The organism is Bradyrhizobium sp. CCBAU 11357 (genome assembly GCF_028128865.1).
GTDB lineage: Bacteria > Pseudomonadota > Alphaproteobacteria > Rhizobiales > Xanthobacteraceae > Bradyrhizobium.
Genome location: NZ_LBJW01000106.1, coordinates 97,443 through 123,281, shown reverse-complemented (window position 1 = coordinate 123,281; position 25,839 = coordinate 97,443). Strand labels below are relative to the sequence as shown.

24 protein-coding genes are annotated in these 25,839 nt (G+C 65.6%); 4 read left to right on the top strand and 20 right to left on the bottom strand.

The genetic code is table 11. The features are described 5' to 3' along the window. Nucleotides 1-25: 25 nt before the first annotated feature. Genes secF through yajC form a run of 3 tightly spaced genes read right to left on the bottom strand, consistent with a single transcriptional unit; the run spans nt 26 to nt 3,076 of the window. Entirely contained in the window at nt 26-1,045 is a 1,020-nt protein-coding gene (gene secF / locus XI05_RS24665; protein ID WP_271506647.1) for a protein translocase subunit SecF, read from the bottom strand. Between the two features lie 10 nt (nt 1,046-1,055). Beyond that, complete coding sequence (gene secD / locus XI05_RS24660) at nt 1,056-2,660, bottom strand: protein translocase subunit SecD (protein WP_172783676.1); 1,605 nt, start codon at nt 2,658-2,660, stop codon at nt 1,056-1,058. 47 nt (nt 2,661-2,707) lie between these two features. Further along, entirely contained in the window at nt 2,708-3,076 is a 369-nt protein-coding gene (yajC, locus tag XI05_RS24655) for a preprotein translocase subunit YajC (protein ID WP_212257173.1), read from the bottom strand. A 182-nt stretch (nt 3,077-3,258) separates the two neighbouring features. Between yajC and XI05_RS24650 the strand changes: the two genes are divergently transcribed. Then, on the top strand, nt 3,259-4,242 hold the full coding sequence (locus XI05_RS24650; RefSeq protein WP_271506644.1) for an ATP-binding protein: 984 nt from the start codon (nt 3,259-3,261) through the stop codon (nt 4,240-4,242). 171 nt (nt 4,243-4,413) lie between these two features. Here XI05_RS24650 and XI05_RS24645 read toward each other — a convergent pair whose 3' ends face one another. Together XI05_RS24645 and XI05_RS24640 are read right to left on the bottom strand one after the other, a co-directional pair. Continuing rightward, nucleotides 4,414-5,799 (bottom strand): peptidoglycan DD-metalloendopeptidase family protein, encoded by a 1,386-nt coding sequence (locus XI05_RS24645; protein ID WP_271506642.1) that lies wholly within the window; start codon nt 5,797-5,799, stop codon nt 4,414-4,416. Between the two features lie 109 nt (nt 5,800-5,908). Then, nucleotides 5,909-6,559 (bottom strand): protein-L-isoaspartate(D-aspartate) O-methyltransferase, encoded by a 651-nt coding sequence (locus XI05_RS24640; RefSeq protein ID WP_271506639.1) that lies wholly within the window; start codon nt 6,557-6,559, stop codon nt 5,909-5,911. Between the two features lie 228 nt (nt 6,560-6,787). Here XI05_RS24640 and XI05_RS24635 point away from each other — a divergent pair, with 228 nt between their 5' ends. Next, complete coding sequence (locus XI05_RS24635) at nt 6,788-7,159, top strand: response regulator (RefSeq protein ID WP_197959430.1); 372 nt, start codon at nt 6,788-6,790, stop codon at nt 7,157-7,159. A gap of 8 nt (nt 7,160-7,167) precedes the next feature. On the opposite strand, the gene surE is transcribed toward XI05_RS24635, so the two are convergent. The 12 genes from surE to XI05_RS24575 all read right to left on the bottom strand — a co-directional run bounded on the left by surE (nt 7,168) and on the right by XI05_RS24575 (nt 19,256). Then, nucleotides 7,168-7,935 carry a 5'/3'-nucleotidase SurE gene (gene surE / locus XI05_RS24630; RefSeq protein ID WP_172783670.1) on the bottom strand — a complete coding sequence of 256 codons (768 nt, stop codon included), beginning with the start codon at nt 7,933-7,935 and terminating at the stop codon, nt 7,168-7,170. Between the two features lie 108 nt (nt 7,936-8,043). After that, entirely contained in the window at nt 8,044-8,406 is a 363-nt protein-coding gene (locus XI05_RS24625; RefSeq protein WP_271506637.1) for a hypothetical protein, read from the bottom strand. Between the two features lie 120 nt (nt 8,407-8,526). Continuing rightward, nucleotides 8,527-9,858 carry a serine--tRNA ligase gene (serS, locus tag XI05_RS24620; protein ID WP_271506633.1) on the bottom strand — a complete coding sequence of 444 codons (1,332 nt, stop codon included), beginning with the start codon at nt 9,856-9,858 and terminating at the stop codon, nt 8,527-8,529. 198 nt (nt 9,859-10,056) lie between these two features. Beyond that, nucleotides 10,057-10,869 (bottom strand): twin-arginine translocase subunit TatC, encoded by an 813-nt coding sequence (gene tatC, locus XI05_RS24615; RefSeq protein WP_271506631.1) that lies wholly within the window; start codon nt 10,867-10,869, stop codon nt 10,057-10,059. After that, nucleotides 10,866-11,360, bottom strand: coding sequence for a Sec-independent protein translocase protein TatB (gene tatB, locus XI05_RS24610; protein ID WP_271506629.1), 495 nt, complete (start codon nt 11,358-11,360; stop codon nt 10,866-10,868). The genes tatC and tatB overlap by 4 nt, the downstream gene beginning before the upstream one ends. A 91-nt stretch (nt 11,361-11,451) precedes the next feature. Then, nucleotides 11,452-11,685 (bottom strand): twin-arginine translocase TatA/TatE family subunit, encoded by a 234-nt coding sequence (locus XI05_RS24605; RefSeq protein ID WP_018642198.1) that lies wholly within the window; start codon nt 11,683-11,685, stop codon nt 11,452-11,454. Nucleotides 11,686-11,850: 165 nt separating this feature from the next. Next, entirely contained in the window at nt 11,851-12,606 is a 756-nt protein-coding gene (scpB, locus tag XI05_RS24600) for an SMC-Scp complex subunit ScpB (RefSeq protein ID WP_172783665.1), read from the bottom strand. Between the two features lie 21 nt (nt 12,607-12,627). Further along, nucleotides 12,628-13,467, bottom strand: coding sequence for a segregation and condensation protein A (locus XI05_RS24595; protein ID WP_172783664.1), 840 nt, complete (start codon nt 13,465-13,467; stop codon nt 12,628-12,630). Continuing rightward, on the bottom strand, nt 13,464-14,492 hold the full coding sequence (nagZ, locus tag XI05_RS24590; protein WP_271506626.1) for a beta-N-acetylhexosaminidase: 1,029 nt from the start codon (nt 14,490-14,492) through the stop codon (nt 13,464-13,466). The genes XI05_RS24595 and nagZ overlap by 4 nt, the downstream gene beginning before the upstream one ends. A 46-nt stretch (nt 14,493-14,538) precedes the next feature. Beyond that, the gene (locus tag XI05_RS24585; protein ID WP_271506625.1) at nt 14,539-16,107 is read right to left on the bottom strand and encodes an SPOR domain-containing protein; all 1,569 of its coding nucleotides are present in this window, start codon (nt 16,105-16,107) and stop codon (nt 14,539-14,541) included. Between the two features lie 140 nt (nt 16,108-16,247). Then, nucleotides 16,248-18,038, bottom strand: a complete 1,791-nt coding sequence (argS, locus tag XI05_RS24580) for an arginine--tRNA ligase (protein WP_271506622.1) — start codon at nt 18,036-18,038, stop codon at nt 16,248-16,250. 9 nt (nt 18,039-18,047) lie between these two features. Beyond that, a complete protein-coding gene (locus XI05_RS24575) occupies nt 18,048-19,256 on the bottom strand; it encodes a deoxyguanosinetriphosphate triphosphohydrolase (protein ID WP_271506619.1) in 1,209 nt (402 codons plus the stop codon). A 123-nt stretch (nt 19,257-19,379) separates the two neighbouring features. Between XI05_RS24575 and erpA the strand changes: the two genes are divergently transcribed. Then, the gene (gene erpA, locus XI05_RS24570) at nt 19,380-19,709 is read left to right on the top strand and encodes an iron-sulfur cluster insertion protein ErpA (RefSeq protein WP_172783659.1); all 330 of its coding nucleotides are present in this window, start codon (nt 19,380-19,382) and stop codon (nt 19,707-19,709) included. A 5-nt stretch (nt 19,710-19,714) separates the two neighbouring features. Here erpA and XI05_RS24565 read toward each other — a convergent pair whose 3' ends face one another. Next, a complete protein-coding gene (locus tag XI05_RS24565) occupies nt 19,715-22,024 on the bottom strand; it encodes a hybrid sensor histidine kinase/response regulator (protein ID WP_271506616.1) in 2,310 nt (769 codons plus the stop codon). Nucleotides 22,025-22,178: 154 nt separating this feature from the next. Here XI05_RS24565 and xth point away from each other — a divergent pair, with 154 nt between their 5' ends. Continuing rightward, the gene (xth, locus tag XI05_RS24560; protein ID WP_271506613.1) at nt 22,179-22,976 is read left to right on the top strand and encodes an exodeoxyribonuclease III; all 798 of its coding nucleotides are present in this window, start codon (nt 22,179-22,181) and stop codon (nt 22,974-22,976) included. Nucleotides 22,977-23,038: 62 nt separating this feature from the next. Here the strand turns inward: xth and XI05_RS24555 are convergent, their stop codons facing one another. Then, the gene (locus tag XI05_RS24555; protein ID WP_172783656.1) at nt 23,039-23,866 is read right to left on the bottom strand and encodes a tetratricopeptide repeat protein; all 828 of its coding nucleotides are present in this window, start codon (nt 23,864-23,866) and stop codon (nt 23,039-23,041) included. Beyond that, the gene (gene ilvD, locus XI05_RS24550; RefSeq protein ID WP_172783655.1) at nt 23,853-25,574 is read right to left on the bottom strand and encodes a dihydroxy-acid dehydratase; all 1,722 of its coding nucleotides are present in this window, start codon (nt 25,572-25,574) and stop codon (nt 23,853-23,855) included. The genes XI05_RS24555 and ilvD overlap by 14 nt, the downstream gene beginning before the upstream one ends. Between the last annotated feature and the right edge of the window lie 265 nt (nt 25,575-25,839).

The window sequence follows — 25,839 nt, the reverse complement described above, 5'->3', positions numbered from 1 at the left end:
CGCCAGCGAGGGCATGAGGTTCGGATCATGCCTTGCTTTTCTTCGCCGGCGCCGCCGTATCGGGCGCATCTTCGCGATGCTCGCCGACGCCGAGATAGATCAGGATCGGCGCCGCAATGAAGATCGATGTGTAGGTGCCGACCAGCACCACGCCGAACATCATGACCGCGGTGAAGCTGTGGATGGCATGGCCGCCGAACAGCAGCAGCGCGAGCAGTGCCAGCGTCACCGTGACGTGGGTGATGATCGAGCGCGACAGCGTCGAGTTGATGGACTCGTTGAGCAGCTGCGGCATCGGCATCTTCTTGTAGCGCCGCAGCATTTCGCGGATGCGGTCGTAGATGACGACGGTATCGTTGAGCGAATAGCCGAGAATCGTCAGCAGCGCCGCGATGCTGGTCAGGTCGAAATCGACCTGGCTGATCGACATGAAGCCGATCGTCAGCACGATGTCGTGCACGTTGGCGATCATGGCGCCCAGCGCGAACTGCCATTCGAAGCGGAACCAGAGATAGATCAGGATCGCGATGATCGCGAGCATCAGGCCGAGCATGCCGTAGGCCAGGAGCTCGCCGGCGACGCGAGGACCGAGCACCTCGGTGCGCTGAATGTCGACGCTGTCGCCGAGCGCGCCGCGAAGCTTCTGCAAGGCTGCCTGCTGGGCGGCGTCGCCGCCCGGCTGCTCCGCAACCCGGATCAGGACGTTCTCGGGGCCGCCGAACTGCTGCAGCTGGACTTCGCCGAGACCCAGGGCATCGAGTTTGGTGCGCATCGCCGCGATGTCGGCGGTGCCGGACTTCGCCTTCACCTCCAGCAGCGTGCCGCCCTTGAAGTCGATACCGAGGTTCAGGCCGTGGGTGAAGAACAGCGTGATCGCGACGATCGACAGCGCGGCCGAGATCGGGAAGCTGATGCGGCGGAAGCGCGTGAAGTCGAAATGCGTCTCGTCCGGAACGATGCGCAGGGACGGCAGCACGCCGAGGGCCGCGACCACGGTGAGGATGGCAATGAGGACGCCGAGCCCGATGAGAACGGTGTAAGTCACGATCAGGCTCCTAGATCGGCACGCTCTGCGGCCGCTTCCACCGCACCCACCATGCCACGATCAGTCGGGTCAGGGTGAAGGCGGTGAACACCGTGGTGATGATGCCGATGCCGAGCGTCACGGCAAAGCCGCGCACCGGACCGGTGCCGATGTAGAACAGCACCGCGGCGGCAATGAAGGTGGTGATGTTGGAATCAAGGATGGTCGCGAGCGCCCGCTTGAAGCCGGCGTCGATCGCCGAGATCGCGTTGCGGCCGCCGCGCAGCTCCTCGCGGATGCGCTCGTAGATCAGCACGTTGGAGTCGACCGCGATGCCGACGGTGAGCACGATGCCGGCGATGCCGGGCAGCGTCAGCGTGGCATTGAGCAGCGACAGCAGGCCGAAGATCATGGCGACGTTGATGGCCACCGCGATGTTGGCGAACACGCCGAACAGCCGGTAGGTCACGAGCATGAAGATGATAACGAGGATCGAGCCGACATAGGCGGCGAGCTCGCCCTTCTCGATCGAGTCCTGGCCGAGGCCCGGGCCGACGGTGCGCTCCTCGACGACCGTGAGCGGCGCCGGTAGCGCGCCGGCGCGCAGGAGAATCGCGAGATCGTTGGCCGATTGCACGGTGAAATTGCCGGAGATCTGGCCCTGGCCGCCGGTGATGGGCTCGCGAATGACCGGCGCCGAGATCACCTTGTTGTCGAGCACGATCGCAAACGGCAGTCCGACGTTCTCGGTGGTGGCCTGCGAGAACTTGCGGGCGCCCGAGGTGTTGAACTTGAAGCTGACGACCGGTTCGCCCGTGCGCTGGTCGAAGCTCGCCTGGGCGTCGGTCAGGTCGCCGCCGGCGACCAGCACCTGCTTCTTGACCACATAGGGCGTGGGCGGCGGCGATGCGCTCGTCAGCAGCTCGGATTCCGGCGGCAACCTGCCCGCTTGCGCCTGATCCGGCGGCACGGAGGTGTCGACCATGCGGAATTCCATCTTCGCGGTCTTGCCGAGCAGCTCCTTCAGGCGGGTCGGATCCTGGAGGCCGGGGACCTGCACCAGGATGCGGTCGTTGCCCTGGCGCTGGATCACGGGCTCGACGGTGCCGAGCTCGTTGACGCGGCGTTCGACGATCTGGATCGACTGCTCGATGGTCTTGCGCATGCGGTCGAGCATCGCGGCCTGCGGGACGCTGAGGCGGATCACACCGCCGCCGGCATCAGCCACCTCGAGGTCGCGCTGACCGCTGGATCCCATCAGGCCGCCCAGCGGCTGGGACAGCTCGCGCAGCTTGGCGAGTGCCGGCTGCACGTCGGTTTCCTTGGTGATGCGAACTTCGACCGCGTCGTTGCGCACCGTGACGCCGCCGGTAAAGCCGATCTTGGCGTCGCGCAGCGTCCGGCGAACGTCGTCGCGGATCTGGTCCAGCCGCTCCTTCTTCACGTAGTTGGAATCAACCTCGAGCAAGAGATAGGAGCCGCCCTGGAGGTCGAGGCCGAGCACGAGCCGGCGCTGCGCCCAGGCGGGCCAGGTCTTGACTTGGGCCTCGGGGAAGAAGTTCGGGACCGCGCAGAGGCACACGATCAGCGCAGTCAGGATGATCCCGAGCGCCTTCCACCGCGTGAAATACAACATCGACTGGACCTGTCAGATCAGGAGACTTGAGACTCGCGGTGAAGCGCTCACTTCGCCGCGCTGTCGTCCTTGGCGCTTTCCTTCGAGCTTTCTTTCGCCGGCTCGCCCTTGGCGCGAACGCCCGAGATCATCTGGCGCATCTGCCGCACGCGCACGCCGTCGGAAATCTCGAACTCGATCTGGTCGTCGTCGACCACCTTGGTGACCTTGCCGACGAGGCCGCCCGAGGTCACGACGGTGTCGCCGCGGCGGATGTTCTTCACGAGCTCGGCGTGGTCGCGGACCTTCTTCTGCTGCGGGCGCAGAATCAGGAAGTACATGATCACGAAGATCAGGGCGAACGGCAGCAGTGACATCAACATGCTGTTGGTGTCGCCGGCGCCCGCGGCCTGGGCATACGCAGGGGTAATCAGCATTCGGACGATCCTCGTGAGAACGGGGGAAAGCCGGTCGGGCCCTCAAGGGCGACCGGTTCGGTCAAATTCGCGCGGACTATAGCGGCCATTGCCCCAATTGCAACGCTGCCAGACCTCCCTTTTGGGCCACCTTGCGGCGGCCCGTGCGGCCCGATAAGGCTGCGTTCTCAGGAACTTCGGACATGCCCAAGAAACCAGACAAAAGCCCGGCCGGCAAAGGCCCCCGCACCCCTGCCAACAGGCCCGCCCGCGTCGCGGCAAAACGCCCCACGGCGGCGATCGCCGAGACAGGCCCCAACCTTGCCCAGGAGCGCATTGTCCGCGCCCTGGAGACCATTGCGGCGCACCTTTCCGCCCGGGGCACGCCGGCCGTCGAGCCCGAGTCGTTCAAGCGGGCCGATGCCTATGTCTGGCACCCTGACGGACGCCTCTCGGCGGTGCCGCGGGTCAGTCGCGTCGAGCTGTTCCTGCTCAAGGGCGTCGACCGGATGCGCGACATCCTGATGGAGAACACCGAGCGCTTCGCCAACGGCCTGCCGGCCAACAACGCCCTGCTCTGGGGCGCACGCGGCATGGGCAAGTCGTCGCTGGTGAAGGCGACGCATGCCAGCATCAACGCGGAGCGCAAACCGGCCGACAAGCTCAAGCTGATCGAGATCCACCGCGAGGACATCGAGACCCTGCCGGCCCTGATGGAGCAGCTGCGCGCCTCCGCCTTCCGCTTCATCGTGTTCTGCGACGACCTCTCCTTCGACGGCAACGATGCCTCCTACAAGTCGCTCAAGGCGGTGCTCGAAGGGGGGATCGAAGGCCGGCCCGAGAACGTCATCCTCTATGCCACCTCCAACCGCCGCCATCTGCTGGCGCGCGACATGATCGAGAACGAGCGCTCGACCGCGATCAATCCCGGCGAAGCGGTCGAGGAGAAGGTGTCGCTGTCGGATCGTTTCGGCCTCTGGCTCGGCTTTCACCGCTGCAGCCAGGACGAATATCTCGCCATGGTGCGCGGCTATTGCAGCCATTTCGGCATCAAGATCGACGACGAGGCGCTGGAGCGCGAGGCGCTGGAATGGTCGACGACACGCGGCTCCCGCTCGGGCCGCGTCGCCTGGCAGTTCGTGCAGGAGCTGGCGGGACGGCTCGGTGTGAAGCTGACGGCGAATTAGCGGAAGCTATCTCCCCACCCAAAACTGTCATCGCCCGCGAAAGCGGGCGATCCAGTATTCCAGAGACGGTTGCTATCGATCGAGAGGCCGCGGCGTACTGGGTCGCCCGGTCAAGCCGGGCGACGACAATGTGCTTGTGGTGATGGCGAGCCCCAAGCCGAAGCTTGCGCCTCACGCCCCGTTCAGGAATTGAAGCGGGTCAACCGGGCTCGACCCCTTGCGGATCTCGAAGTGGAGCTGCGGCGACGCCACTTCCCCGGATTGACCCGACTTGGCAATGACCTGGCCGCGCTTGATGGTATCGCCGCGCTTCACCAACAACTCACTCGCATGGGCATATGCGGTGACGTAGCCGTTGGAGTGCCGAACCAGAACCAGATTGCCGTACCCCTTCAGCTCGTTGCCGGAATAGGCGACGACGCCGTCTTCGGCCGCTTTGACCGGCGTCCCCTCGGGCACCGCGAGATTGATGCCGTCATTGGATTTGCCATTGGTCTTGGCGCCATAGGTCGTGACCACCTTGCCGCGCACCGGCCAGCGGAAGGTCGGCAGCGCGCCGGTGGCCTCCGCAGCCTTCGCCGGCGTCTCGGCGGCCTTCTCTTCGACATTGCTCGTGGCCTGGGCGAGACGCGCGCTCTGCACGGGAGCGGCGGCAGTGGCCATTTTGATCGTGGGCGCCGGAGCTGCCGCGACGGGCTGGAGCGTTCCGGCCACCGGTGTGGCCGCGACCGGAGCCGCAGCAACCGGCGCCGCAACGGCGGCGGTCTTGGCGCCGGGCACGGTCAGCTTGGTGCCGAGCTTGAGCTTTGCCGACGGATCGAGGCCGTTGGCACGGGCGAGCTCTGCCGCCGAGATGTGGTTCTTGCGCGCGATGCTGGCCAGCGTGTCGCCGCGGTTGACGAAGTGCGTGCTCGGCGGTGCGGCGACGGCCGCAACCGGCTTCGCTGCAGGCGCAGCCGCGACCGGAGCCATCGTGGGCGCCGGTGCAGCTGCCGTCGCCGGAGCCGGAATGATCAGCTGCCGGCCGGGCGAGAGCGCCCGCGGACCCTTGTAGCCGTTGGCGGCCAGGATCGACTGCGGCGTGACGTGATAGCGCTTGGCGAGCACGTCGAGCGTATCGCTGGTGCCGACGATGATCTTGGTCCCGCCGGCCGGCTGGGCGGCCGCGACCGACCGCGGCGGCACGGTAGCCGTGGTCTCCAGGTGCGGTTGCGCCGGAGGCGCATATGAGCTGACGCCGCGTCCGCCGCCGGATACGCCGCCGCCGGGGGCAACGGGATAGGATTGCGGGGCGGACACCGCGGGCGGAGGCAAAGCCTGCGACTGGTAGTAACCGGGCTGCGTCTGCGGCCGCGCATATTGCGGCAGCTCACGCTGCGGCGGCGTTGGCTGCTGCACCGACCCGGTCTGCTCAGAGGCGAAGGGATTGGAGAAGTTCGACTGGGACAGCCGCGACGACATGTCGGCGCTGCACCCTGCAAAGCTGAAGGAGATCAGCGCCAGCACCGCGACCTGCGGCACGCGGCGCGAGTAAAGCAACTCGGCGACAGCGGACATGGTTACTCACTCGTACGCAACAGAACTGGTGTTTTAAGTAAACACGCGCCGAGTAAATAACGGCTTAACCCTCACAATAAGATGTTGGCGGCACTGCCGATCCGGGATTCTACAGCTCCCGCGCCACACCGGGCAGGGCCGGCACGAAGCGGACCTCGACGAGTTCCTTGCGCTCGATCCCGGTTTCGGTCCGGGCCAGGCGGGTCAGCGTCTGCACGCCCTGATGCGGGCCGACGGGGGCGATCAGGATGCCCCCGACCTCCAGCCGCTCGACCAGGTTCTGCGGAATCTGCTCCATCGCGGCGGTGACGATGATGCGGTCGAACGGGCCGATGTTGGGAGCCAGATTGAGACCGTCCCCGAGCATCACCTCGACATTGTGACAATCGAGCTTCTCAAGCCGGGCGCGTGCCGCCTCGGCCAGCTTGCGATAGCGCTCGACGGTCAGCACCTGGCCGGCGAGCCGCGACAGCACGGCGGCCTGGTAGCCCGAGCCAGTGCCGATTTCGAGCACCCGGTGCTGCTTCTGGAGCTGGAGCTGTTCGGTCATGTAGGCAACGACGAAGGGCTGGCTGATGGTCTGCCCGCAGGCGATCGGCAGCGCGCTGTCGCGATAGGCGCCGTCGCGATCGGCCTCGTCGACGAAAAGCTCGCGCGGCACCTCTTCCATGGTCCGAAGCACGGCCTGATCGCTGATGCCCCGACGCCTCAGCGTGAGCTGAAACATCATCTTTTCCGGCGGCTGCTGGTCGGGCGTCATTGCTGCTATTGCTCATCTCGTCTGGCGGATCGCCGTACTGCACCGCAAGAACCCGAGACGAGAATCTTGTTCCGGCTCAGGAACTCATGATAGCCTTTCGGCGCAGCATTTGACCACAACAGGCATTCAAAGCGCTAAGCCATTTGTGGGGTTTGCGTTCGCCGAAACGCGCATTGCGTCGCCTATCGTTATCTGCGAACGTTTACGAGAATGGGCAAGGACTCAACCATGACTGCGACAGGGCTTTCGGGCCGCTCTGTTTTCCTCGTCGAGGACGAGGTCATGATCAGAATGATGGTCGCGGATATGCTGGAGGAGCTCGGCTACAAGGTAGCCGCCGAGGCGGGTGACATCACCGAGGCCATGCGGCTTGCGCAATCCACCGATTTCGACCTCGCCATTCTGGACGTCAACGTCAACGGCAAGGTCATCTCGCCCGTCGCCGATGTCATCATGGCCAAGGGCTGCCCGTTTATCTTCGCCACCGGTTACGGCTCCTCCGGCCTGCCCGAGCAATATCGCGACCGGCCGGCGCTGCAAAAGCCGTTTCAGCTCGACGCGCTCGGCAAGACCATCGAGGCCGCGCTTCGCGGCGGCTAGTCTAGCCTTTATTTCAGGGTGAGGCCCAGCTGCTCCGAAAAGGCTTCGTCGGTGCGGTCGAGCCTGAGCGGGGTGACCGAGACGTAGCGCTCGCGCAGCGCCGCGAGATCAGTGCCGTCGGCGGGGGTGTCGAGCATCGCGGTGCGCTCGAAGCCGATCCAGAAATAGGGATTGCCGCGGCCGTCCCTGCGCTCGTCGATCCTGAGGAAGCCCAGATTGCGCTTGCCTTGCCGCGTGACGCGGATGCCCAGCACATCCTCCGGCGCGCAGGACGGGAAGTTGATGTTGATGACGGTGTCCTTCGGAACGCCGGCGGCGATCACCTTGCGCAGGATATCGGGCCCGAATTTGCGCGCCGTATCCCAAGGCGGCCGTTCGCGCGTCTCGACGCTGAACTCCTGCGACAGCGCGAACGACGGCAATCCCAGGATGGTGCCTTCCAACGCGCCGGCAATGGTGCCGGAATAGACGACGTCCTCGGCGACGTTGCGGCCCTTGTTGACCCCGGACAGCACGACATCGGGCAGCTTGGCACCCAGGATATGGCGGGCCCCCATGATGACGCAGTCCGTCGGCGTGCCGCGCACGGCGAAGTGCCGCGGGCCGACCTCGCGCAGACGCAAGGGATCGTTCAGCGACAGCGAATGCGACACGCCGGACTGGTCGAGCTCGGGCGCCACCACCCAGACATCATCGGACAAGGCGCGCGCGATCTCCTCCACGACCTTGAGGCCGGGAGCGTGGATGCCGTCGTCATTGGTGCAGAGAATGCGCATGCGGAAGGTTCGATTCCTGAAAGCGGGTCTGAGCCGTCTTATCCGGCCGGGGCCGATCAGGCAAACCGGACGATTGCGGTCCGGCGGCTGGTTCCCTGGCTGGTCCCGCTAGCGGCGAATGCGCCATTGCGGCAGGAAGCGCGCGAGCCGGCCTTCCGCACGCAGTTGCATCGCCGGCACGACCTGGTTCACGACGGAAGCCTCAATGACGCCGAGCGCCTTCAGCTGTGCCACGAACGGGTCAGACGTCGGCTCCTGCGGAAAGCGTTCGCGTGCCACGGTCAGCGCCTTGTCGAAATCCGCTGCATTGACCCCGGGCTTGGCCCGCCGGCTCTGCACGAGATCGTTGTCCCAGAGCCGCGCGATCTCGATGTCGAGAACGCCGCGGAGGCGCTGATCGACGGCCTGGATCCCGGCCCCTGTCACCGCCCATTGTCGGCCGACCCAGAAGATGTCGCGGTGCAAGGCCATGAACGGAGGGGTTCGCGTGGACGGGCCGGCAGGATAGCCGGCCGCCCGATCTTCGCAACGCGATTCTCGTCATGCCGCGTTTTCGGACGCGAACCAGTGCCCACTTCACGGGAAAACGCTTTAGTCGCGCGCGATCACCTTCAGCCCGCCCATATAGGGCTGGAGCACGTCCGGGACCGCGATCGAGCCGTCCTCCTGCTGATAAGTTTCCATCACGGCGATCAGCGCGCGGCCGAGCGCGGTGCCGGAGCCGTTCAGCGTGTGCACGAAGCGCGGCTTGCCGTCGGGCCCGCGCGAGCGCGCATCCATGCGGCGGGCCTGGAAGTCGCCGCAGACCGAGCAGCTCGAGATCTCGCGGAACGCCCCGCCCTCGCCCTGCCCGGGCATCCAGACCTCGATGTCGTAGGTTTTTTGCGACGAAAAACCCATATCTCCGGTGCACAGCGTCATGACGCGGTAGTGCAAGCCGAGCCGCCGCAGCACCTCCTCGGCGCAGGCGAGCATGCGTTCGTGCTCATCCTTGCTGGTTTCCGGCGTCGTGATCGACACCAGCTCGACCTTGGTGAACTGGTGCTGGCGGATCATCCCGCGCGTGTCCCGCCCTGCCGCACCCGCCTCGGCGCGGAAGCACGGCGTCAGCGCCGTGAGACGCATCGGCAGCTGCTTCTCGTCAACGATGGATTCGCGGACCAGGTTGGTAAGCGCTACCTCCGCTGTCGGAATGATGCCGAGACGTTCGGTCTGCAGCCGCTCATATTCGGGCGCGGCGAGCAACTCGCCCTTGATCGCCCAGAACTGGTCGTCCTCGAATTTCGGCAACTGTCCGGTACCGAACATGATCTCGTTGCGCACCAGCAGCGGCGGATTGATCTCGGTATAGCCATGCTCGTCGACATGCAGGTTCAGCATGAACTGACCGAGCGCGCGTTCGAGCCGCGCCAGCCCCTTCTTCAGCACGACGAAGCGCGCGCCGGAGAGCTTTGCCGCCGTCTCGAAATCCATGTCACCGAGCGCGCCGCCGAGATCGTCGTGGGGTTTGGGCGCGAACGCGTAGTTGCGCCTGTTGCCGAAGACATGGCGCTGCACGTTGCCATGCTCGTCGGCGCCATCGGGTACCTCGCCGAGCGGCAGATTGGGGATTGCCGACAGCTCCCTGGCGAGCTCATCGTCAGCGGCTTTCGCGGCCGCTTCGAGCTCCGGCATCGTGGTCTTGAGCTCGGCGACTTCGGCCATCAGCTTCGCCGCGCGCGCCTCGTCCTTGGCCTTCTTGGCGTCGCCGATCTCCTTCGAGGCCGCGTTGCGCCGCGCCTGCGACTGCTCGGAGGCAAGGATCGCCGCACGCCGCTTCTCGTCGATCGCAAGCAGCGAGGCCGACATCGGCTTCAGGCCGCGCCGGGCGAGGCCGGCGTCGAAGGCTTGCGGATTGTCGCGGATCGCTTTGATGTCGTGCATGGCCGTGGTCCTGGATCAGCGCGTAAACATACAACGGCAAACGTTGTAAGTTTGCATTGGCGCGCTTCCCCTAGCACAGGTGTCATCATCCGCGAAGGCGGATGATCCAGTATTCCAGAGACGGCCGTGATTCCTCGATAGGCTGCGGCGTACTGGATTCCCCGCTTTCGCGGGGAATGACAGTAGAGCCAGCCGCCCCTACTCCGCCGGCTTGGCCGGCGTCGACACGTCGGTGCCGGTGGCTTGCGACGAGGCCGCCGCCTTCTTCTCCACCATCGCCACCGCGATGATCGAGCCCTCGTAGAGCGCCATCAGGGGGAATGCGAGCGAGCACTGGCTGAGCACGTCGGGCGGCGTCAGCACGGCCGCGATCACGAAGGCCATCACGATGAAATACCGCCGCTTCTCGCGCAGCATCTTCGAGGTGACGATGCCGATCCGTCCGAGCAGCGTCAGGATCACCGGCAGCTGGAAGGCGATGCCGAAGGCGAAGATCAGCGACATCATCAGCGACAGATATTCGCCGACCTTGGGCAAGAGCTGAATCTGCGCGGTCTCGTCGCCGCCGGCCTGCTGCATGCCGAGCGAGAAGCGCACCAGCATCGGCAGCACGACGAAATAGACCAGCGCCGCACCGAGCACGAAGAAGAACGGGGTCGCGACCAGATACGGCAGGAAGGCCTGCTTCTCGTGCTTGTAGAGCCCGGGCGCGACGAATTTGTAGATCTGCGTCGCCACGATCGGGAACGAGATGAAGCCGGCGCCGAACAGGGCGAGCTTGAGCTGGGTGATGAAATATTCCAGCAGCGCCGTGTAGATGAATTTCGAGTTCTCGGGACCTGCGATCCACACGAACGGCCAGACCAGCACGTTGTAGATCTGCTTGGCGAAGAAGAAGCAGAAGATGAAGGCCACGCCAAAGCCGATCAACGCCTTGATCAGCCGCGAGCGCAGCTCGATCAGGTGGTCCATCAGCGGGGCTTTGCTGGCCTCGATATCGGCGTCGGTCATGACGCTTTGGCGTCCTTGATCGCTTCGGATGGCGCGGTGTCCTGCGCAACCGTCGCCTGTTCGACCTCACGGGTGATCGCGAGCGGCTCGTTCGCGGCCGCATGCGCTTCGGCTTCCATGAAGGTCGAAGGCGTTGGGCTCTCCGGTGTCGTGGGCGTGACGGGCGGATCGACCGCCGTGGCGGCCGACGTCTCGGCCGGCTTGTCCAGCGCATCGACGCGAAGCGCGTCGCTCACGTCCTTCTGGAGCGAGGTCAGTGGATTGAATCCCGTGGCGGCTTCCTTGACCTCGTCGAAGCTCTTCTTGAGATCGGCCATCTCGGCCTCGCGCATCGCCTCCTGGAATTGGCCCTGGAATTCGGCCGCCATCTTGCGCGCCTTGCCCATCCACTGCCCGACCATGCGCAGCACGCCCGGCAGCTCTTTCGGGCCGATGGCGATCAGGGCCACGACCCCGATGAGGACCAGTTCACTCCACCCGATGTCGAACATGAGGTCTTCCGTTCACGCGAAGCCGGAGCCGGCCCAATCCCTTGCGCGCAGGATCGGGGCCGCTACCCGCGTCTCGCGTGCTGCTTCCGGCTCAGACGGCCTTGCTGCCGACGTCGGACCGTGCCGCGGTCGGCGCCGCATTGTGCTCGATCGACTTGGCCGGCTCGGGCTTCTCGGCAGGCTTGTCGTCGTCCTGCATGCCCTTCTTGAACGCCTTGATGCCCTGCGCCACGTCGCCCATCAGATCCGAAATCTTGCCGCGGCCGAACAGCAGCAGGACCACTGCGATCACCAAGATCCAGTGCCAAATGCTGAGTGAACCCATCCTGCAACCCTCCAAACGCGCATGGCCGGGGACCCGGCCGATCTTCACCGAAACCTAGGCTTGGCAGGTCTCAAAAACAAGGACCAAGGCGGCGCCAATTCGCTGTCGGCGCTACGCAATCTTGCTAGTGTTAACTGTCGCAGGGGCCCGTATTTCGCCGGGGCGTCACTCTTCGGTGCCGCCCTCGCCGCCCCCCTCATTGCCGCCATCCGGCGGGCTCTCGGGCTCGACCGCAGGCGCGAGCGCGAGATCGAGGTCATCGCCCGGTTCCAGCGGATCCTCGTCCTCACGCAGGGCCGGATCATCAGACGGCGTCGGCACGCTGAAGCCGGTCGGCAGGCGCGAATCCAGGAGGCCCGTGCCTTTCAGCTCTTCCAGGCCCGGCAGGTCGCCGAGCTGCTCCAGGGTGAACTGCGACAGGAACTCCTCCGTGGTTCCAAAGGTGAGCGGACGGCCGGGCGTCTTGCGACGGCCGCGCGGCTTGATCCAGCCGGTCTCCAGCAGCACGTCGAGCGTGCCCTTCGACGTGACGACGCCGCGGATCTCCTCGATCTCGGCCCGCGTCACCGGCTGGTGATAAGCGATGATCGCCAGCACCTCGATCGCGGCACGCGACAGGCGGCGGGTCTCGGTGCTCTCGCGCGTCATCAGCCAGGCCAGATCGCCGGCGGTGCGGAACGTCCATTTGTTGGCGACGCGGACGAGGTTGACGCCGCGCGAGGCATAATCGGCCTGCAATTGCTCGAGCGCAGCCTTGACGTCGACGCCTTCGGGCATGCGCTTGGCCAGCGTCGCGGTGTCCAGCGGTTCACTCGAGGCGAACAGCAGCGCCTCCAGCAGCCGCAATTCTTCGGGGCGCGCCTGGGATTCGTTCTCCATCGGCTCGGCCTCTTCTACCCGCACTTCAGCCAGGCTTGCCATGGTAGATTCTCCTTCTTGCACTTAAGCGACCGGCGCATCAGGCGCAGGAGCTGCGTCCGGGACCGGTTTTGGGCGCCCCTTCCGGAAATAGATCGGCGCAAACGCCTCTTTCTGGTTCAGCTCGAGCTGACCTTCGCGCACCAATTCGAGCGCGGCGGCAAAGCTCGAGGCGAACACCGTTGCGCGCTGCGTCGGGTCGGCGACATGCCGGATCAGGAAGTCGTCGAGAACACCCCAATCGTCCTGCTCGGTGATGCTGCCGACCAGCCGCTCCAGCGTGGCGCGTGCCTCGGCGAGCGACCACACCGTGCGCTTGGCCAGATGCACGCTCGCCAGCACGCGCGACTGGCGCTGCGCGGCATAGGCGGTGAGCAGGTCGTAGAGCGTTGCGGTGTATTTCGGATGCTTGATCTCGGCGATGTGCTCGGGCTCGCCGCGCGGGAAGATGTCGCGCTGCAATTGCGGCCTGTTCATCAGCCGGTTGGCGGCTTCGCGAATGGCTTCCAGACGGCGCAGGCGGTTGGCGAGCGCCGTCGCCATCTGCTCGGCGCTCGGGCCTTCCGCGCTCGGCGGCTCCGGCAGCAGCAGACGCGACTTCAGGAAGGCGAGCCATGCGGCCATCACCAGATAGTCCGCGGCGAGCTCCAGCCGGATCTTTCGCGCGGCTTCGATGAAATGGAGGTACTGGTCGGCGAGCGCCAGGATCGAGATCTTGGCGAGATCGACCTTCTGCTGTCGCGCCAGCGCGAGCAACAAATCGAGCGGGCCCTCATAGCCCTCGACGTCCACCACCAACGCCGGCTCACCCTCGGCGAGCTCTGCGGGCCGCCCGGTTTCGAACGATAGGATTTCTGCGGTCATGCCGATGCCGTGTTTGCCCGTGCGATCAATGCGTCCAGCTCAGTGCGTGCGGCCACGCGGTCGAACGGCTGCGGCGGCTTGCGTGCGGCGAGCGCGGCTTTCGCCCGCTCCAACGCCCGGCCGGCCAGTTCAGGAGTCTGACTGGCGACGTCGCGCATCTCCTCGATGCTGCCGTTGCAATGCAGGGCCACGTCGCAGCCGGCCGCGAAGATCGCGCGGGTCCGCTCGGCGATATTTCCCGACAGCGCGTTCATCGACACGTCATCACTCATTAACAAACCCTGGAACCCGATTGCGCCGCGAATCACGTCAGCAATCATTGTCGCAGATGTCGTCGCCGGATGGGCGAGGTCGAAGGCGCTAAACACAACATGTGCAGTCATGGCCATCGGCAGATCAGCCAGCGGCTTGAACGCGGCGAAATCGGTCCGCTCCAGCTCGTCCCGGGGCGTGTCGACGGTTGGCAGCTTGAAATGGGTGTCGGCGGTGGCGCGGCCATGCCCGGGAATGTGCTTGAGCACCGGGAGCACGCCGCCCTGCTCCAGGCCCTCGGTGACTGCGCGGGCAATCGCCGCGACTTTGCCCGGCTCCGTGCCGTAGGCGCGGTTGCCGATGACCGCGTCAGCGCCCGGCACCGGCACGTCCGCCAGCGGCAGGCAATCCACGGTGATGCCGAGATCAGCGAGATCGGCTGCGATCAGCCGGGCACTGAGGCGCGCCGCGGCGAGCCCGAGGGCCGAATCAGTGTCGTACAAATTCGCGAAAACGGCTCCCGGCGGATAAACCGGCCAGTGCGGCGGCCCTAGCCGCTGCACCCGTCCGCCCTCCTGGTCGATCAGGACCGGCGCCTCGGGGGCATTCGCGACCGAACGTAATTCCGCAACCAACGCAGCAACTTGCGCCGGTGTCGCGACATTGCGCTTGAACAGGATGAAGCCCCATGGGCGTTCGGCACGGATAAACTCCCGCTCGGCGGCGGTCAGTTCCGTTCCGGATACGCCGGTAATGAAGGCCCGCGTGCTCATAACGGCCGATTAACCCTGCCCCGTCAGGGGGTCAAGGAAACCGCTGTTAATTCCTCTGGACGAAGCAGTCGGACAGCCCTGCGGCCTTCAGATTGTTGCAAGCCTGCGTCGCTTCCTGGACCGAGCCATAGGGTCCTGCGAAGGCGCGGTAGACGATCCCCTTGCCCTTATCGGTCAGATCGACCCGCTTGATCACCGGCGAACGGGATCCGAGCACGCTGCCGTACTTGCCCTGAAGCACCCGGTAGGACGCGGCGGCGCTGTCCTCGCTCTGCTGCGAGGAGACTTGCACGATGTAGCCGCCGCCGCTGCTGGTGGGCGCAATCTGCGTCGGGTTGGTCGCGGCCATCCGCTGCGGCGGCTCGGCCGCCGGTGCCGATTGCGGCGCGAGCGACATCGGCTGGTTGGCACTGGCATTGGCCGAGGTCGGCGGATTGCGCGGCGCGGCGGGCGCAACTGGCGCGGCAACAGGCTTCGGCGCGGCGGCCGTCGGCTTGGCGGCAGCCGATTGCGGCACGGCGCTATCGGTCTGGTCACCCTTCACCGCCACGGTCCTGATCGGGCGCGGCGAATTGTTCGGCATGGTGCCGTTGCTTGGGGTCGGCCCCGCGCTCGGCGGCGGCACGGTGGACGGCGACACGCTCGCCACCGACGGTGGGTTCGCATTCTGGTTCAGCGGCGGGAACACCACGCGCGGCCCGCCTGCCTTGGCGTTGACGTCGACGGGCGCCTCCTCGCGCGGCACGATCTTTTCAGTGCCGTCACCGCTGACCATGCGGTCCGGCACCTTGGCCGCGGAGTCCGTCGGCGCCGGCACGATCTTGGTCGGCGTGTTGTCGGCCTTGATGATCGGCGGCTCGCCGCTGCGAGGCGAGCCGATATAGGTCTTGTAGGCGAACGCGGCTCCGGTGCCGACCACGGCAAGCGCCAGGATCGCCGCAACCGTCATCATGCCGCCGCGCTGCTTCTTCGGCTCCTCGACCTCGTCCTCGGGATAGTCGCTTTGGTAGGCGTAAGGGTCGTCGGGATAGGCCGGCTCGCGCTGAAAGTCCTGCTCGCCCGTCTCCAGCCGACCATAGAGCGCATCGTCATAGCGCGACGGATCCGGCTGCGCGTACGGCTCCTGATACGACTGCTCCTGGTGGGCCTGACCGTGCTGCTGATAGGCCTGCTCCTGATAAGCCTGATCTTGATAGGCGTGGTCCTGGTAGGCCTGAGCCTGATGAACGACAGGCTCGGGCGCGGCAGGCTTGGCCGTGTAGCGATGCAGCGGGTGAACCGGGCTTACCGAAACGGGATAGTCGGGCTCGGGTGCGGGTGCCGGCTGCGGTTGCACGTTGGCGCGCCGCATCCATGAGGGCGGCCCGGGCGGCGGCACCTGCTCGGCGTAATCCTGCTGCTGATCATCGACCTGACGGTAATCGTCGTCCTGATAACTCTGAGAGGGCGTTGCCGGCGGACGTGCCGTCGGCCGCGACTGCGCGGCGAACGGATCGGTCTGCCCGATCAGACGGGCGAGCTCGGCCAAGGGATCGCTTTCCGCCTTCCCATGCTGATCGCCACCGCGACCATAGTCATCGGAAGGAAACGGTCTGTCCTGATATCGTTCGGCCATCGTGATGATGCGTCCCTTCGGGAAAGCCGCGCGCCCCTCGACCAAGGCACGGCTTTCGACCCACAAGGCTTTCAACCAAGTCTAAGCGATCCGGCTTCTGCCGGTTACCCCCGAATTCCCCTTAAGTAGTTCGCCCCAAACTACCGCATCTCGTCCGGGGCATGGACGCCGAGGATGGCGAGGCCCGATGCCAGGACCGAGACGACGCCCTGGACCATTGCCAATCGCGCCTTTGTAAGATCTGCATCATTATTGATAATGAAGCGTAAATAGGGCAAATCGCGCCCTTTCGTCCAAAGTGCGTGAAATTCGCTCGCTAAGTCATAGAGATAGAAGGCAATTCGGTGCGGCTCATGGGCCGCGGCGGCAGCCTCGAGCATGCGCGGATAAATTGCGAGGCGCTTAAGAAGATCGAGCTCGACCGGGTCCGACAGCCGCTCAACCGCCGACTCAGCAAGCCAGGCGATCCGCGGGCCGGCATCCTCCGGGAGTTCCGGGAACACCTCGGCGCGGGCGTTGCGGAAGATCGAGTGGCCGCGGGCGTGGCCGTACTGGACGTAGAACACCGGGTTGTCGCGCGACTGTTCCATGACCTTGGCGAGGTCGAAATCGAGCACCGCGTCGTTCTTCCGGTACAGCATCATGAAGCGGACCGCGTCCTGGCCGACTTCATCCACCACCTCACGCAAGGTGACGAAGTCCCCGCTCCGCTTGGACATCTTCACCGGCTCGCCGTTGCGCAAGAGTTTCACGAGCTGGACGATCTTGACGTCGAGCGCACCCTTGCCTGAGGTCGTCGCTTTCACGGCGGCCTGCATGCGCTTGATGTAGCCGCCATGGTCGGCGCCCCAGACGTCGATCATCTCGGCAAAGCCGCGGTCGAACTTGTTCTTGTGATAGGCAATGTCGGAGGCGAAGTAGGTGTAGGAATTGTCCGACTTGATCAGCGGACGATCGACGTCGTCGCCGTAGGCGGTCGCCCTGAACAGCAGCTGCTCGCGGTCTTCCCAATCCTCGACCGGCGCGCCCTTCGGCGGCGGCAGGCGCCCCTCATAGATGTCGCCCTTGGCGCGCAGGAAGTCGATGGTCTCGGCAACCTTGTTGTTGCCGGTCTCGATCAGCGAGCGCTCGGAGAAGAACACGTCGTGGCGGATGTTGAGCGCGGCGAGATCGTCCTTGATCTCGTCCATCATCATCGCGATCGCCTTGGCGCGCACGGTCGGCAGCCACTCGGCCTCACTTCTGGCGAGCAGCTTGTCGCCGTGCTCTTTCGCCAGCGCCTCGCCGACCGGCTTCAGATAGTCGCCGGGATAGAGGCCTTCCGGGATGGCGCCGATGTCCTCGCCGAGCGCCTCGCGATACCTCAGGAAGGCCGAGCGCGCGAGCACGTCGACCTGGGCGCCGGCATCGTTGATATAATATTCGCGCGTGACGTCGTGGCCGGCGAACTGGAGCAGGCTCGCCAGCGCGTCGCCGAACACGGCGCCGCGGCAATGGCCAACATGCATCGGTCCGGTCGGATTGGCCGAGACGTATTCGACATTGACCTTGGAGCCGCCGTGGATGCGGCCGTAATCGGCACCTTCGCGCAGCACGGTACGCAGCGCCTCGGCCCAGGCAGCCGGCTTCAGCGTCAGATTGATGAAGCCGGGACCGGCGACATCGACCTTGGCGATCAGCGCGTCGGAACGCAGCCGTTCGGCAATCTGCTCGGCGAGATCGCGCGGCTTTGCCTTTGCCTCTTTCGCAAGCACCATGGCGGCATTGGTCGCCATGTCGCCATGGGAGGCATCGCGCGGCGGCTCGACCACGACGCGGGAGAAATCGATGCCCTCGGGCCAGTTGGCGTCTGCCGCAAGCGCGCGGCAGGCAGCGTGCACGCGTGCGAGCACGTCGGCGAACAGATGCAGCGATGAGGATGTCTGGGGCATGGCCGCCGCCTAACGCAAATCCGGGGTCGAGTCAAAGAGGCGCTGGTGCTCGGTCAAGGCAAAGCGGTCGGTCATTCCGGCAACGAAATTGCCGATCCGGCGGGCCCGGTCACCCTCGTCGTCCGCCTCCGACCCCAGCAGCCATTCCGGCGGCAGCTCGCTGGGGGACTTCAGGTATTTTGCGAATAGGTCGAACAGGATTTGCTCGGCCTCGCCCATCACCCGCATCACCCGCTCGTGGCGGTACATGTGCTGGTACAGGAAGGCCTTGATGGCGGCCTCTTCCTCCGCCACGTCGGCTGGAAATGCGACCAGCGCCTGGCTTTGCCGGCGGACATCCTGGGCCGATTGCGGCTTCACGGCAGCGAGTTTCTTCCCTGTCTCCGCAAACACCGCGCCGATCAGGTGCGAGATCAGCTCGCGCACCAGCTCGGCACCGCGGCGGACGTCTTCAAGATCGGGATAATGTGCCGCAGTCTCAGCGACGATCTCCGCCGTCAGCGGCATTCCCTTGAGATCGTCGAGATGGAACAGGCCGGCGCGCAGACCGTCGTCGATGTCGTGGGCGTCATAGGCGATGTCGTCGGCGATCGCGGCGACCTGCGCCTCCAGCGAGGCAAAGCTCCACAATTCGAGATCGTAGGTCTTGATGTACTCGGCAATCCCGACGGGAACGCCATGCTCGCGGTAGCGCCCGACCGGGGCGCCGCTGCGGTCGGTCAGCGGACCGTTGTGCTTGACGATGCCTTCCAGCGATTCCCATGTTAGGTTGAGCCCGTCGAATTCGGGATAGCGGTGCTCGAGCGAAGCCACGACGCGTAGCGTCTGGGCATTGTGGTCGAAGCCCCCGAACTCCTTCAGGCAGGCGTCCAGGGCCCGCTCCCCGGCATGCCCGAACGGCGGATGACCGAGGTCGTGCGCCAAGGCCAATGTCTCGGTGAGGTCCTCGTCGAGGCCAAGCTGACGGGCCAGCGCGCGGGCGATCTGGGCCACCTCCAGCGAATGAGTCAGCCGGGTGCGGTAGTGGTCGCCCTCGTGGAACACGAACACCTGGGTCTTGTACTTCAGTCGGCGGAACGCGGTGGAATGGATCACCCGGTCGCAATCTCGCCGGAACGGGCTGCGGGTCCGGCTCGGGGGCTCGGCGACCAGCCGGCCGCGGCTGCGGTCGGGGTCGCAGGCATAGGGCGCGCGGGGGGCTGCCATTCCGACGGACACGGCGAATTTAGTCCCTATCCATTTGATTCTGCGTATGGTGGCACTTAACTATGTCGGACGCGCGATACCAAATGAATTGGGCAAGTGAACTTGGTATGACCGCGGGACTATCGGAGACCAGCAATGACGAGTGCCGTGACCATCAGCGACCGCGCCGCACGCCGGATTGGGGAGATCCTCAAGGGCGAAGGGTCGGGCGCGATGCTGCGCATCTCGGTCGAGGGCGGCGGCTGCTCGGGCTTCCAATACAAGTTCGACATCGATCGCGCCCGCACCGACGACGACCTCGTGATCGAGCAGGACAATGCGGTGGTGCTGGTCGATTCCGCCTCGCAGCCGTTCCTGGCCGGATCACAGGTCGATTTCGTCGATGACCTGATCGGCGCCTCGTTCCGCGTCAACAACCCCAATGCCACCGCGTCCTGCGGCTGCGGGACGAGCTTCTCGGTGTAGCGCGCTTACGCGCCCGTTATCTGCCTCTCCTCGTCCGTCCACGCCACCTCGGTCGGCATCAACTCCGGCTGGAGCGGTGCGTCCTCCGACATCACGTGGCCGTCCAGCGCCCGCAGGAGCGCTTCGATCAGCGCCGGCTTGCGCAGCGGCTTGGCCAGGAAGTCCGACATGCCGGCTTCGCGGCAGATCTTGATGTCCTCGGGGAAGGCATTGGCGGTCAGCGCGATGATCGGCAAGGCTTCGAAGCGCCCGCCTTGCGCGCGGATCGCGCGGGTGGCGGCGAGCCCGTCCATGTCGGGCATGCGCACGTCCATCAGCACGACATCGTAATTGCCTTCGCAGGCTGCCGCTACGGCTTCGGTCCCGTCCGTGACGACCCGCAGCTCGACGTCGAAAGCCCCCAGCATCTTGCTCACGACCATGCGGTTGACCGCATCGTCTTCCGCGACCAGCACCTTCAGCGGCCGATCGAGGCCGGCGATGCGGGCCTTGAGCTCGTCGGCTTGGTCGCGCCCGCCAGCCGGATCGGAGGCCTGGGCTTGGCTCCAGGGCAGCACCAGCGTGAAGCGGAAGGTCGAGCCCTCGCCCGGCGTCGAGGTGACGCCGATCGTGCCGCCCATTTGCTCGATGATCCGCCTGCTGATAGCAAGGCCGAGGCCAGTGCCGCCGAAGCGGCGGCTGATCGAGGCATCGGCCTGGGCGAAGTCGCTGAACAGCAGGCCGAGCTTGTCGGGTGCGATGCCGATCCCGCTGTCGGTCACCGTCCATTCGACGGTCGCGAGCAGGTCGCGCCGCGCCTGGCAGGTCGCCGATATCGTCACCTCGCCCTCGTCGGTGAACTTCACCGCGTTGGAGGCGAGGTTGAGTAGCACCTGGCGGATGCGCGCGACGTCGCCGCGGAGTGTCGGCGGCAGGTTCGGATCGAGCTCGACCCTGATCGTGAGCCCCTTGCTCTTGGCGCCGGCGCGCACCACGGTCGCGACCGTCTCGGCCAGCGCCTGCGGCGCGAAGTCGATCGCCTCGAACTGAAAGCGGCCGGCTTCCAGCTTGGAGAGGTCGAGAATGTCGTTGAGGATGCGCTGGAGATTGTCGCCGGACTCGCGGATCGTGGTGACGGCCTCGCGCTGCTCCGGATCGAGCTCGGTTTCGAGCAGCATGCTGGCGAGACCAAGCACGCCGTTCATGGGTGTGCGGATCTCGTGGCTCATCACCGCCAGGAAGTCGGACTTGGCGCGGCTCTCGGCCTCGGCCTTCTCGGCGCGCCAGCGCTCGGTGACGTCGCGTCCGAAGCCGCGATAGCCCAGGAATTGGCCGTCGCGGTCATAGGCCGGCTTCGCCGTCAGCGACCACAGCCGCGCCTCGCCGCCCGCGACGACCTTGAGGTTCATCTCGTGCAGCGGCTCGGCGTGCTCCATCAGGCCGACGATGTTGTAGGCGGCGCTCTTATCCTCTGGGCAGAGCATGTCGAGCACGTCGGCGAATTGCGAGCCTTTCAGGAGCGGAAGCGGCAGTTGCGCGACGTCGGCGAAGCGTTGCGGCACGTCGACGAGGCGTCCCTCGGCATCGGTCTGCCAGAGCCAGTCGCTGGCGTTCTCCTGAAAGTCCTTCAGCAGCAGCGAGATGATCTCGGTCTGGCGCTCGAGCTCGAGTTGGGCCTTGAGATTGCCGAGGAAAAGGTTGCCCTGCGAGACGATGTTGCGCGCCATGAAGAACGCGAACAGCAGCAGGAACACCGCGGTCACCAGATAGGGTCCGGTGCCGCACAAAAGCAGCGCGCCGGTGCAGGCGACCGTCATGGTGGCGAGATAGACGAGCCCGGCACGGGGGAAGGTCGAGAGCGTGAAGGCGCCGCCCGACATCATGCCGACCATCAGACAGGCAAGGAGGAGCTGACTGGTCGGCTCGATGCGACTGAACAGCGCGAGCGGCAGCGCGCCCCAGATCGCGGCGAGAAAAAACGCCTGCCGCAGCGTCTGCCGCGCCGCGCGCGGCGATGCCTCCTGCGGCGGGTTCTGACGCGACTTGCGCCATGCGCGCACCGCAAGCGAAGCGGTGGCGGCGAGCGTCAGGCCCCAGATCGCGAGGAAGTCGTTCCAGCCCCTGCCCCAGAACAGGATCAGCACGATGGCGACGTTCAGCATCGTCACGGCCATCGTCACGGGGATCAGCTGGGTCACCGCATCGATCTGCTTGGCGCGGATGCGGCGGATCTCGCGCTCGCTGAGATCGGCCGTCAGACCGTCCTCGATTTCGAAGCCGCCGAGCCAATACAGGAACGCGCCGAGCAGGTCGTCACGCGGCAGAGTTCGCTTCATCGCCTTGTCCGGCCATCCATCCGAGGAACCTCTTGATGATCAATGGCCTGCGGCCTGCTTAAGCCGGGTTAATTTTGTGGGAGATTTTGCGGCCGCCTTGACGGGCGCGTTTGCATTTTGTTCTAACCAAGACCCCTGCCCGGAGCCCGTCTCAATGCCCATCAGAGTAGCCACCTGGAACGTGAACTCGGTCCGGCAGCGGATCGATCTGCTCCTGACCTGGCTGAAAGAGTGCCAGCCGGACATCGTCTGCCTGCAGGAGATCAAGTGCGTCGACGAGGCCTTTCCGCGGCTGGAGATCGAGGCGCTCGGCTACAACGTGGTGACGCACGGGCAGAAGACGTTCAACGGCGTCGCCCTGCTCTCCAAGCTCCGGTTCGACGAGACCAAGTCGGGCCTCGCCGGCGACGACGAGGACACCCATGCCCGCTTCCTCGAAGGCGTCGTGACGCTGAAGTCCGGCGTGCTGCGCATCGCCTGCCTTTACCTGCCCAATGGCAATCCGGTCGGGACCGAGAAATATCCCTACAAGCTCAAATGGATGTCGCGACTTCTTGATTATTCGAAAAAGCGACTCAAGGAGGAGGTCCCGCTGATCCTGGCCGGCGACTTCAACGTCATCCCGCATGCCCGCGACGTGCACAATCCGGCTGCCTGGACCGAGGACGCGCTGTTCAAGACCGAGACGCGCGAGAGCTTCCAGTCCCTGCTCGGCCTCGGCCTCACCGACGCCTTGCGCGCCGTCAGCGACGAGGGCGGGCTCTACACCTTCTGGGACTACCAGGCCGGGGCCTGGCAGAAGAACCAGGGGCTGCGGATCGATCATCTGCTGCTGTCGCCGCAGGCCAGCGACAGGCTCGCCAATGTCGGCATCGACAGCTACGTGCGCGGTTGGGAGAAGCCCTCGGACCACGTGCCGGTGTGGGCGGATCTGGATTTGGAGGCGGCCTAGGCTATTAGTCGTCATTCCGGGTTCGATGCTTCGCATCTCCCCGGCGTGACGCTGTAGTGCGCCTACTCCCTACGCCCCTGCACCCACTGCTCCAGCATTTGCAGGGCCATGGCGCGGTCGTCGTCGGAGGCCTTCGCGAAGGCGCGGTTGTAGCTTTCCTTGATCCAGACCTCGTCGGCGCCGGCGCTGTCGCGCGCCAGCGTCAGCCACATCAGGCCGCGCGCGGCCTGCCGCGGCAGGCGGTCGCCGTTGAACAGCATCTGGCCGAGCAGCGCCTGGGCCTGGTGCTGGCCCTTCTGCGCGGCGAGGCCAAGCCAGCGCGCGCCATAGCGGTAGTCCTCGCGCGAGGCGTCCGGGGTCTTCAGGTACAGACGAGCGAGGTCGTACTGCGCGTCCGCATTGCCGAAATAGGATGCGGCATAGGAAAACATCTCCCGGGCGCGGTCCGGATCGGCCTTGACCTTCGAATTCGGGATGCCGGCCAGATAGTAGCGGCCGAGCGCGACGAAGGCGTTGGCCACGATCTGCGCCTGCGGCGCCGACGGGCTGTCCTCTGCATGCGCGTTGGCGATCCGGCTGAAATATTCGAAGGCACGCAGATCGTCCTGGGCGACGCCGTCGCCGTTGGCGTACATGCGGCCGAGCTTCCACTGCGCGATCGGGTGGCCGCCCTCGGCAGCATATTGCAAGGCGCTGAGCGAGGTTTCCTGGGTCGCGACCGCAGGCGGAACCTTGGTGCGCACCGCACCCGCAGCGCCGGGCAAGGTCGTCACGACCGGGATGGTGGCGTCCTTCGGGTTGACCGGCGCACCGTCGAAGGCGAACGCCGGCGCGGCCAGCGCAGCCGCCCCCAACACAAACGCAACTGTGGCACGCCTAAATGTCCGCATAGCACTGTTTCTCGTGCGCGCCGCCCGGATGGGTCACTGCCCCTCCGATCGCCGGTCCAACCTGCTGAGCATATTTCCAGAGCGCACCCGACGTGTGGTTAGTCGCGCGGGCGCTCCATTTGGTTCTGCGCTGGGCGAGCTCGGCGTCGCTCAATTTTACGTCAAGGGTCCCATTGACCGCGTCGATCTCGATGATGTCGCCGTCCTCGAGCAGCCCGATCGGGCCGCCGACCGCCGCCTCCGGCCCGACATGGCCGATGCAGAAGCCGCGGGTGGCGCCAGAGAAGCGGCCGTCGGTGATGAGCGCGATCTTGCCGCCCATGCCCTGGCCGGTCAGTGCTGCCGTGGTCTGGAGCATTTCCCGCATGCCGGGACCGCCCTTCGGCCCCTCGTAGCGGATTACGATGACTTCGCCTTCGCGGTAGGTGCGGTTCTGGACCGCCTCGAACGCGTCCTCCTCACGGTCGAAGCACCTGGCCGGACCGGTAAACCTGAGGTTGGACATTCCCGCGACTTTCACGATCGCACCTTCTGGCGCCAAATTGCCCTTCAGACCGACCACACCGCCTGTCACGGTGATGGGCTTGTCCGCCGGATGCACCACGTCCTGGTGCGGATTCCATTTCACGCTCTTGAGGTTTTCAGCGATCGTGCGGCCCGTGACGGTAAGGCAATCACCGTGCAGGAAGCCGTTGTCGAGCAGCGTCTTCATCAGAAGCGGTATGCCACCTACTTCAAACATGTCTTTGGCGACATAACGGCCGCCCGGCTTCAAATCCGCGACATATGGTGTCTTTTTGAAGATTTCGGCGACGTCGAACAGGTCGAACTTGATGCCGACCTCGTGCGCGATCGCCGGTAGGTGCAGCGCAGCATTGGTCGAGCCGCCGGACGCCGCGACCACGGCGGCGGCATTCTCCAGCGCCTTGCGGGTGACGATGTCGCGCGGCCGGATGTTCTGGGCGATCAGGTCCATCACCTTCTCGCCCGCGGTCATGCAGAAGGCGTCGCGGATCTCGTACGGCGCCGGAGCACCGGCGGAGTACGGCAGCGCCAGCCCGATCGCCTCGGAGACGGTCGCCATGGTGTTGGCAGTGAACTGCGCGCCACAGGCACCGGCCGAGGGGCAAGCGACGCGCTCGATCTCGTCGAGGTCCTCGTCCGACATGGCCCCGACCGAGTGCTTGCCGACCGCCTCGAACATGTCCTGCACGGTGACCTGCTGCCCGCGGAAATTGCCAGGCAGGATCGAGCCGCCATAGATGAAGATCGAGGGCACGTTGAGGCGGACCATCGCCATCATCATGCCCGGCAGCGACTTGTCGCAGCCGGCGAGCCCGACCAGCGCGTCATAGGCGTGGCCGCGCACGGTCAGCTCGACCGAATCGGCGATGCACTCGCGCGACGGCAACGAGGAGCGCATGCCGTCGTGCCCCATGGCGATGCCGTCGGTCACGGTGATGGTGCAGAATTCGCGCGGCGTGCCGCCGGCCGATGCCACGCCCTTCTTCACCGCCTGTGCCTGGCGCATCAGGGCGATGTTGCAGGGAGCGGCTTCATTCCAGCAGGAGGCGACGCCGACGAAGGGCTGGTGGATCTGCTCGGTGGTCAGACCCATGGCGTAGAAATAGGACCGATGCGGCGCGCGCGCGGGGCCTTCCGTCACGTGACGGCTCGGCAGCCTCTGCTTGTCGATCTTCGCGCCCATCGCAACCAGTTTCCCCGGCCAACCCTTTCAGACCCGAAAAATCAGAGCCAAGATTTGAATCGACCTTGGGATTTTCTCGTCGCCTTCGAAGACCGCCGTAAATTTAGAGCGATTTTATTCATGGTCGGGTGTGGCCAAAAAGCGGCGGCGATGCGAACCGCCGGTGATGAGGGTTAAATCCGGGATAGGTGTTGCACAAGCAGCACAATCGTTACCGGGAAGACACGGGTATGCTTACCATGATACTCTCGGCAAGACGACAAGC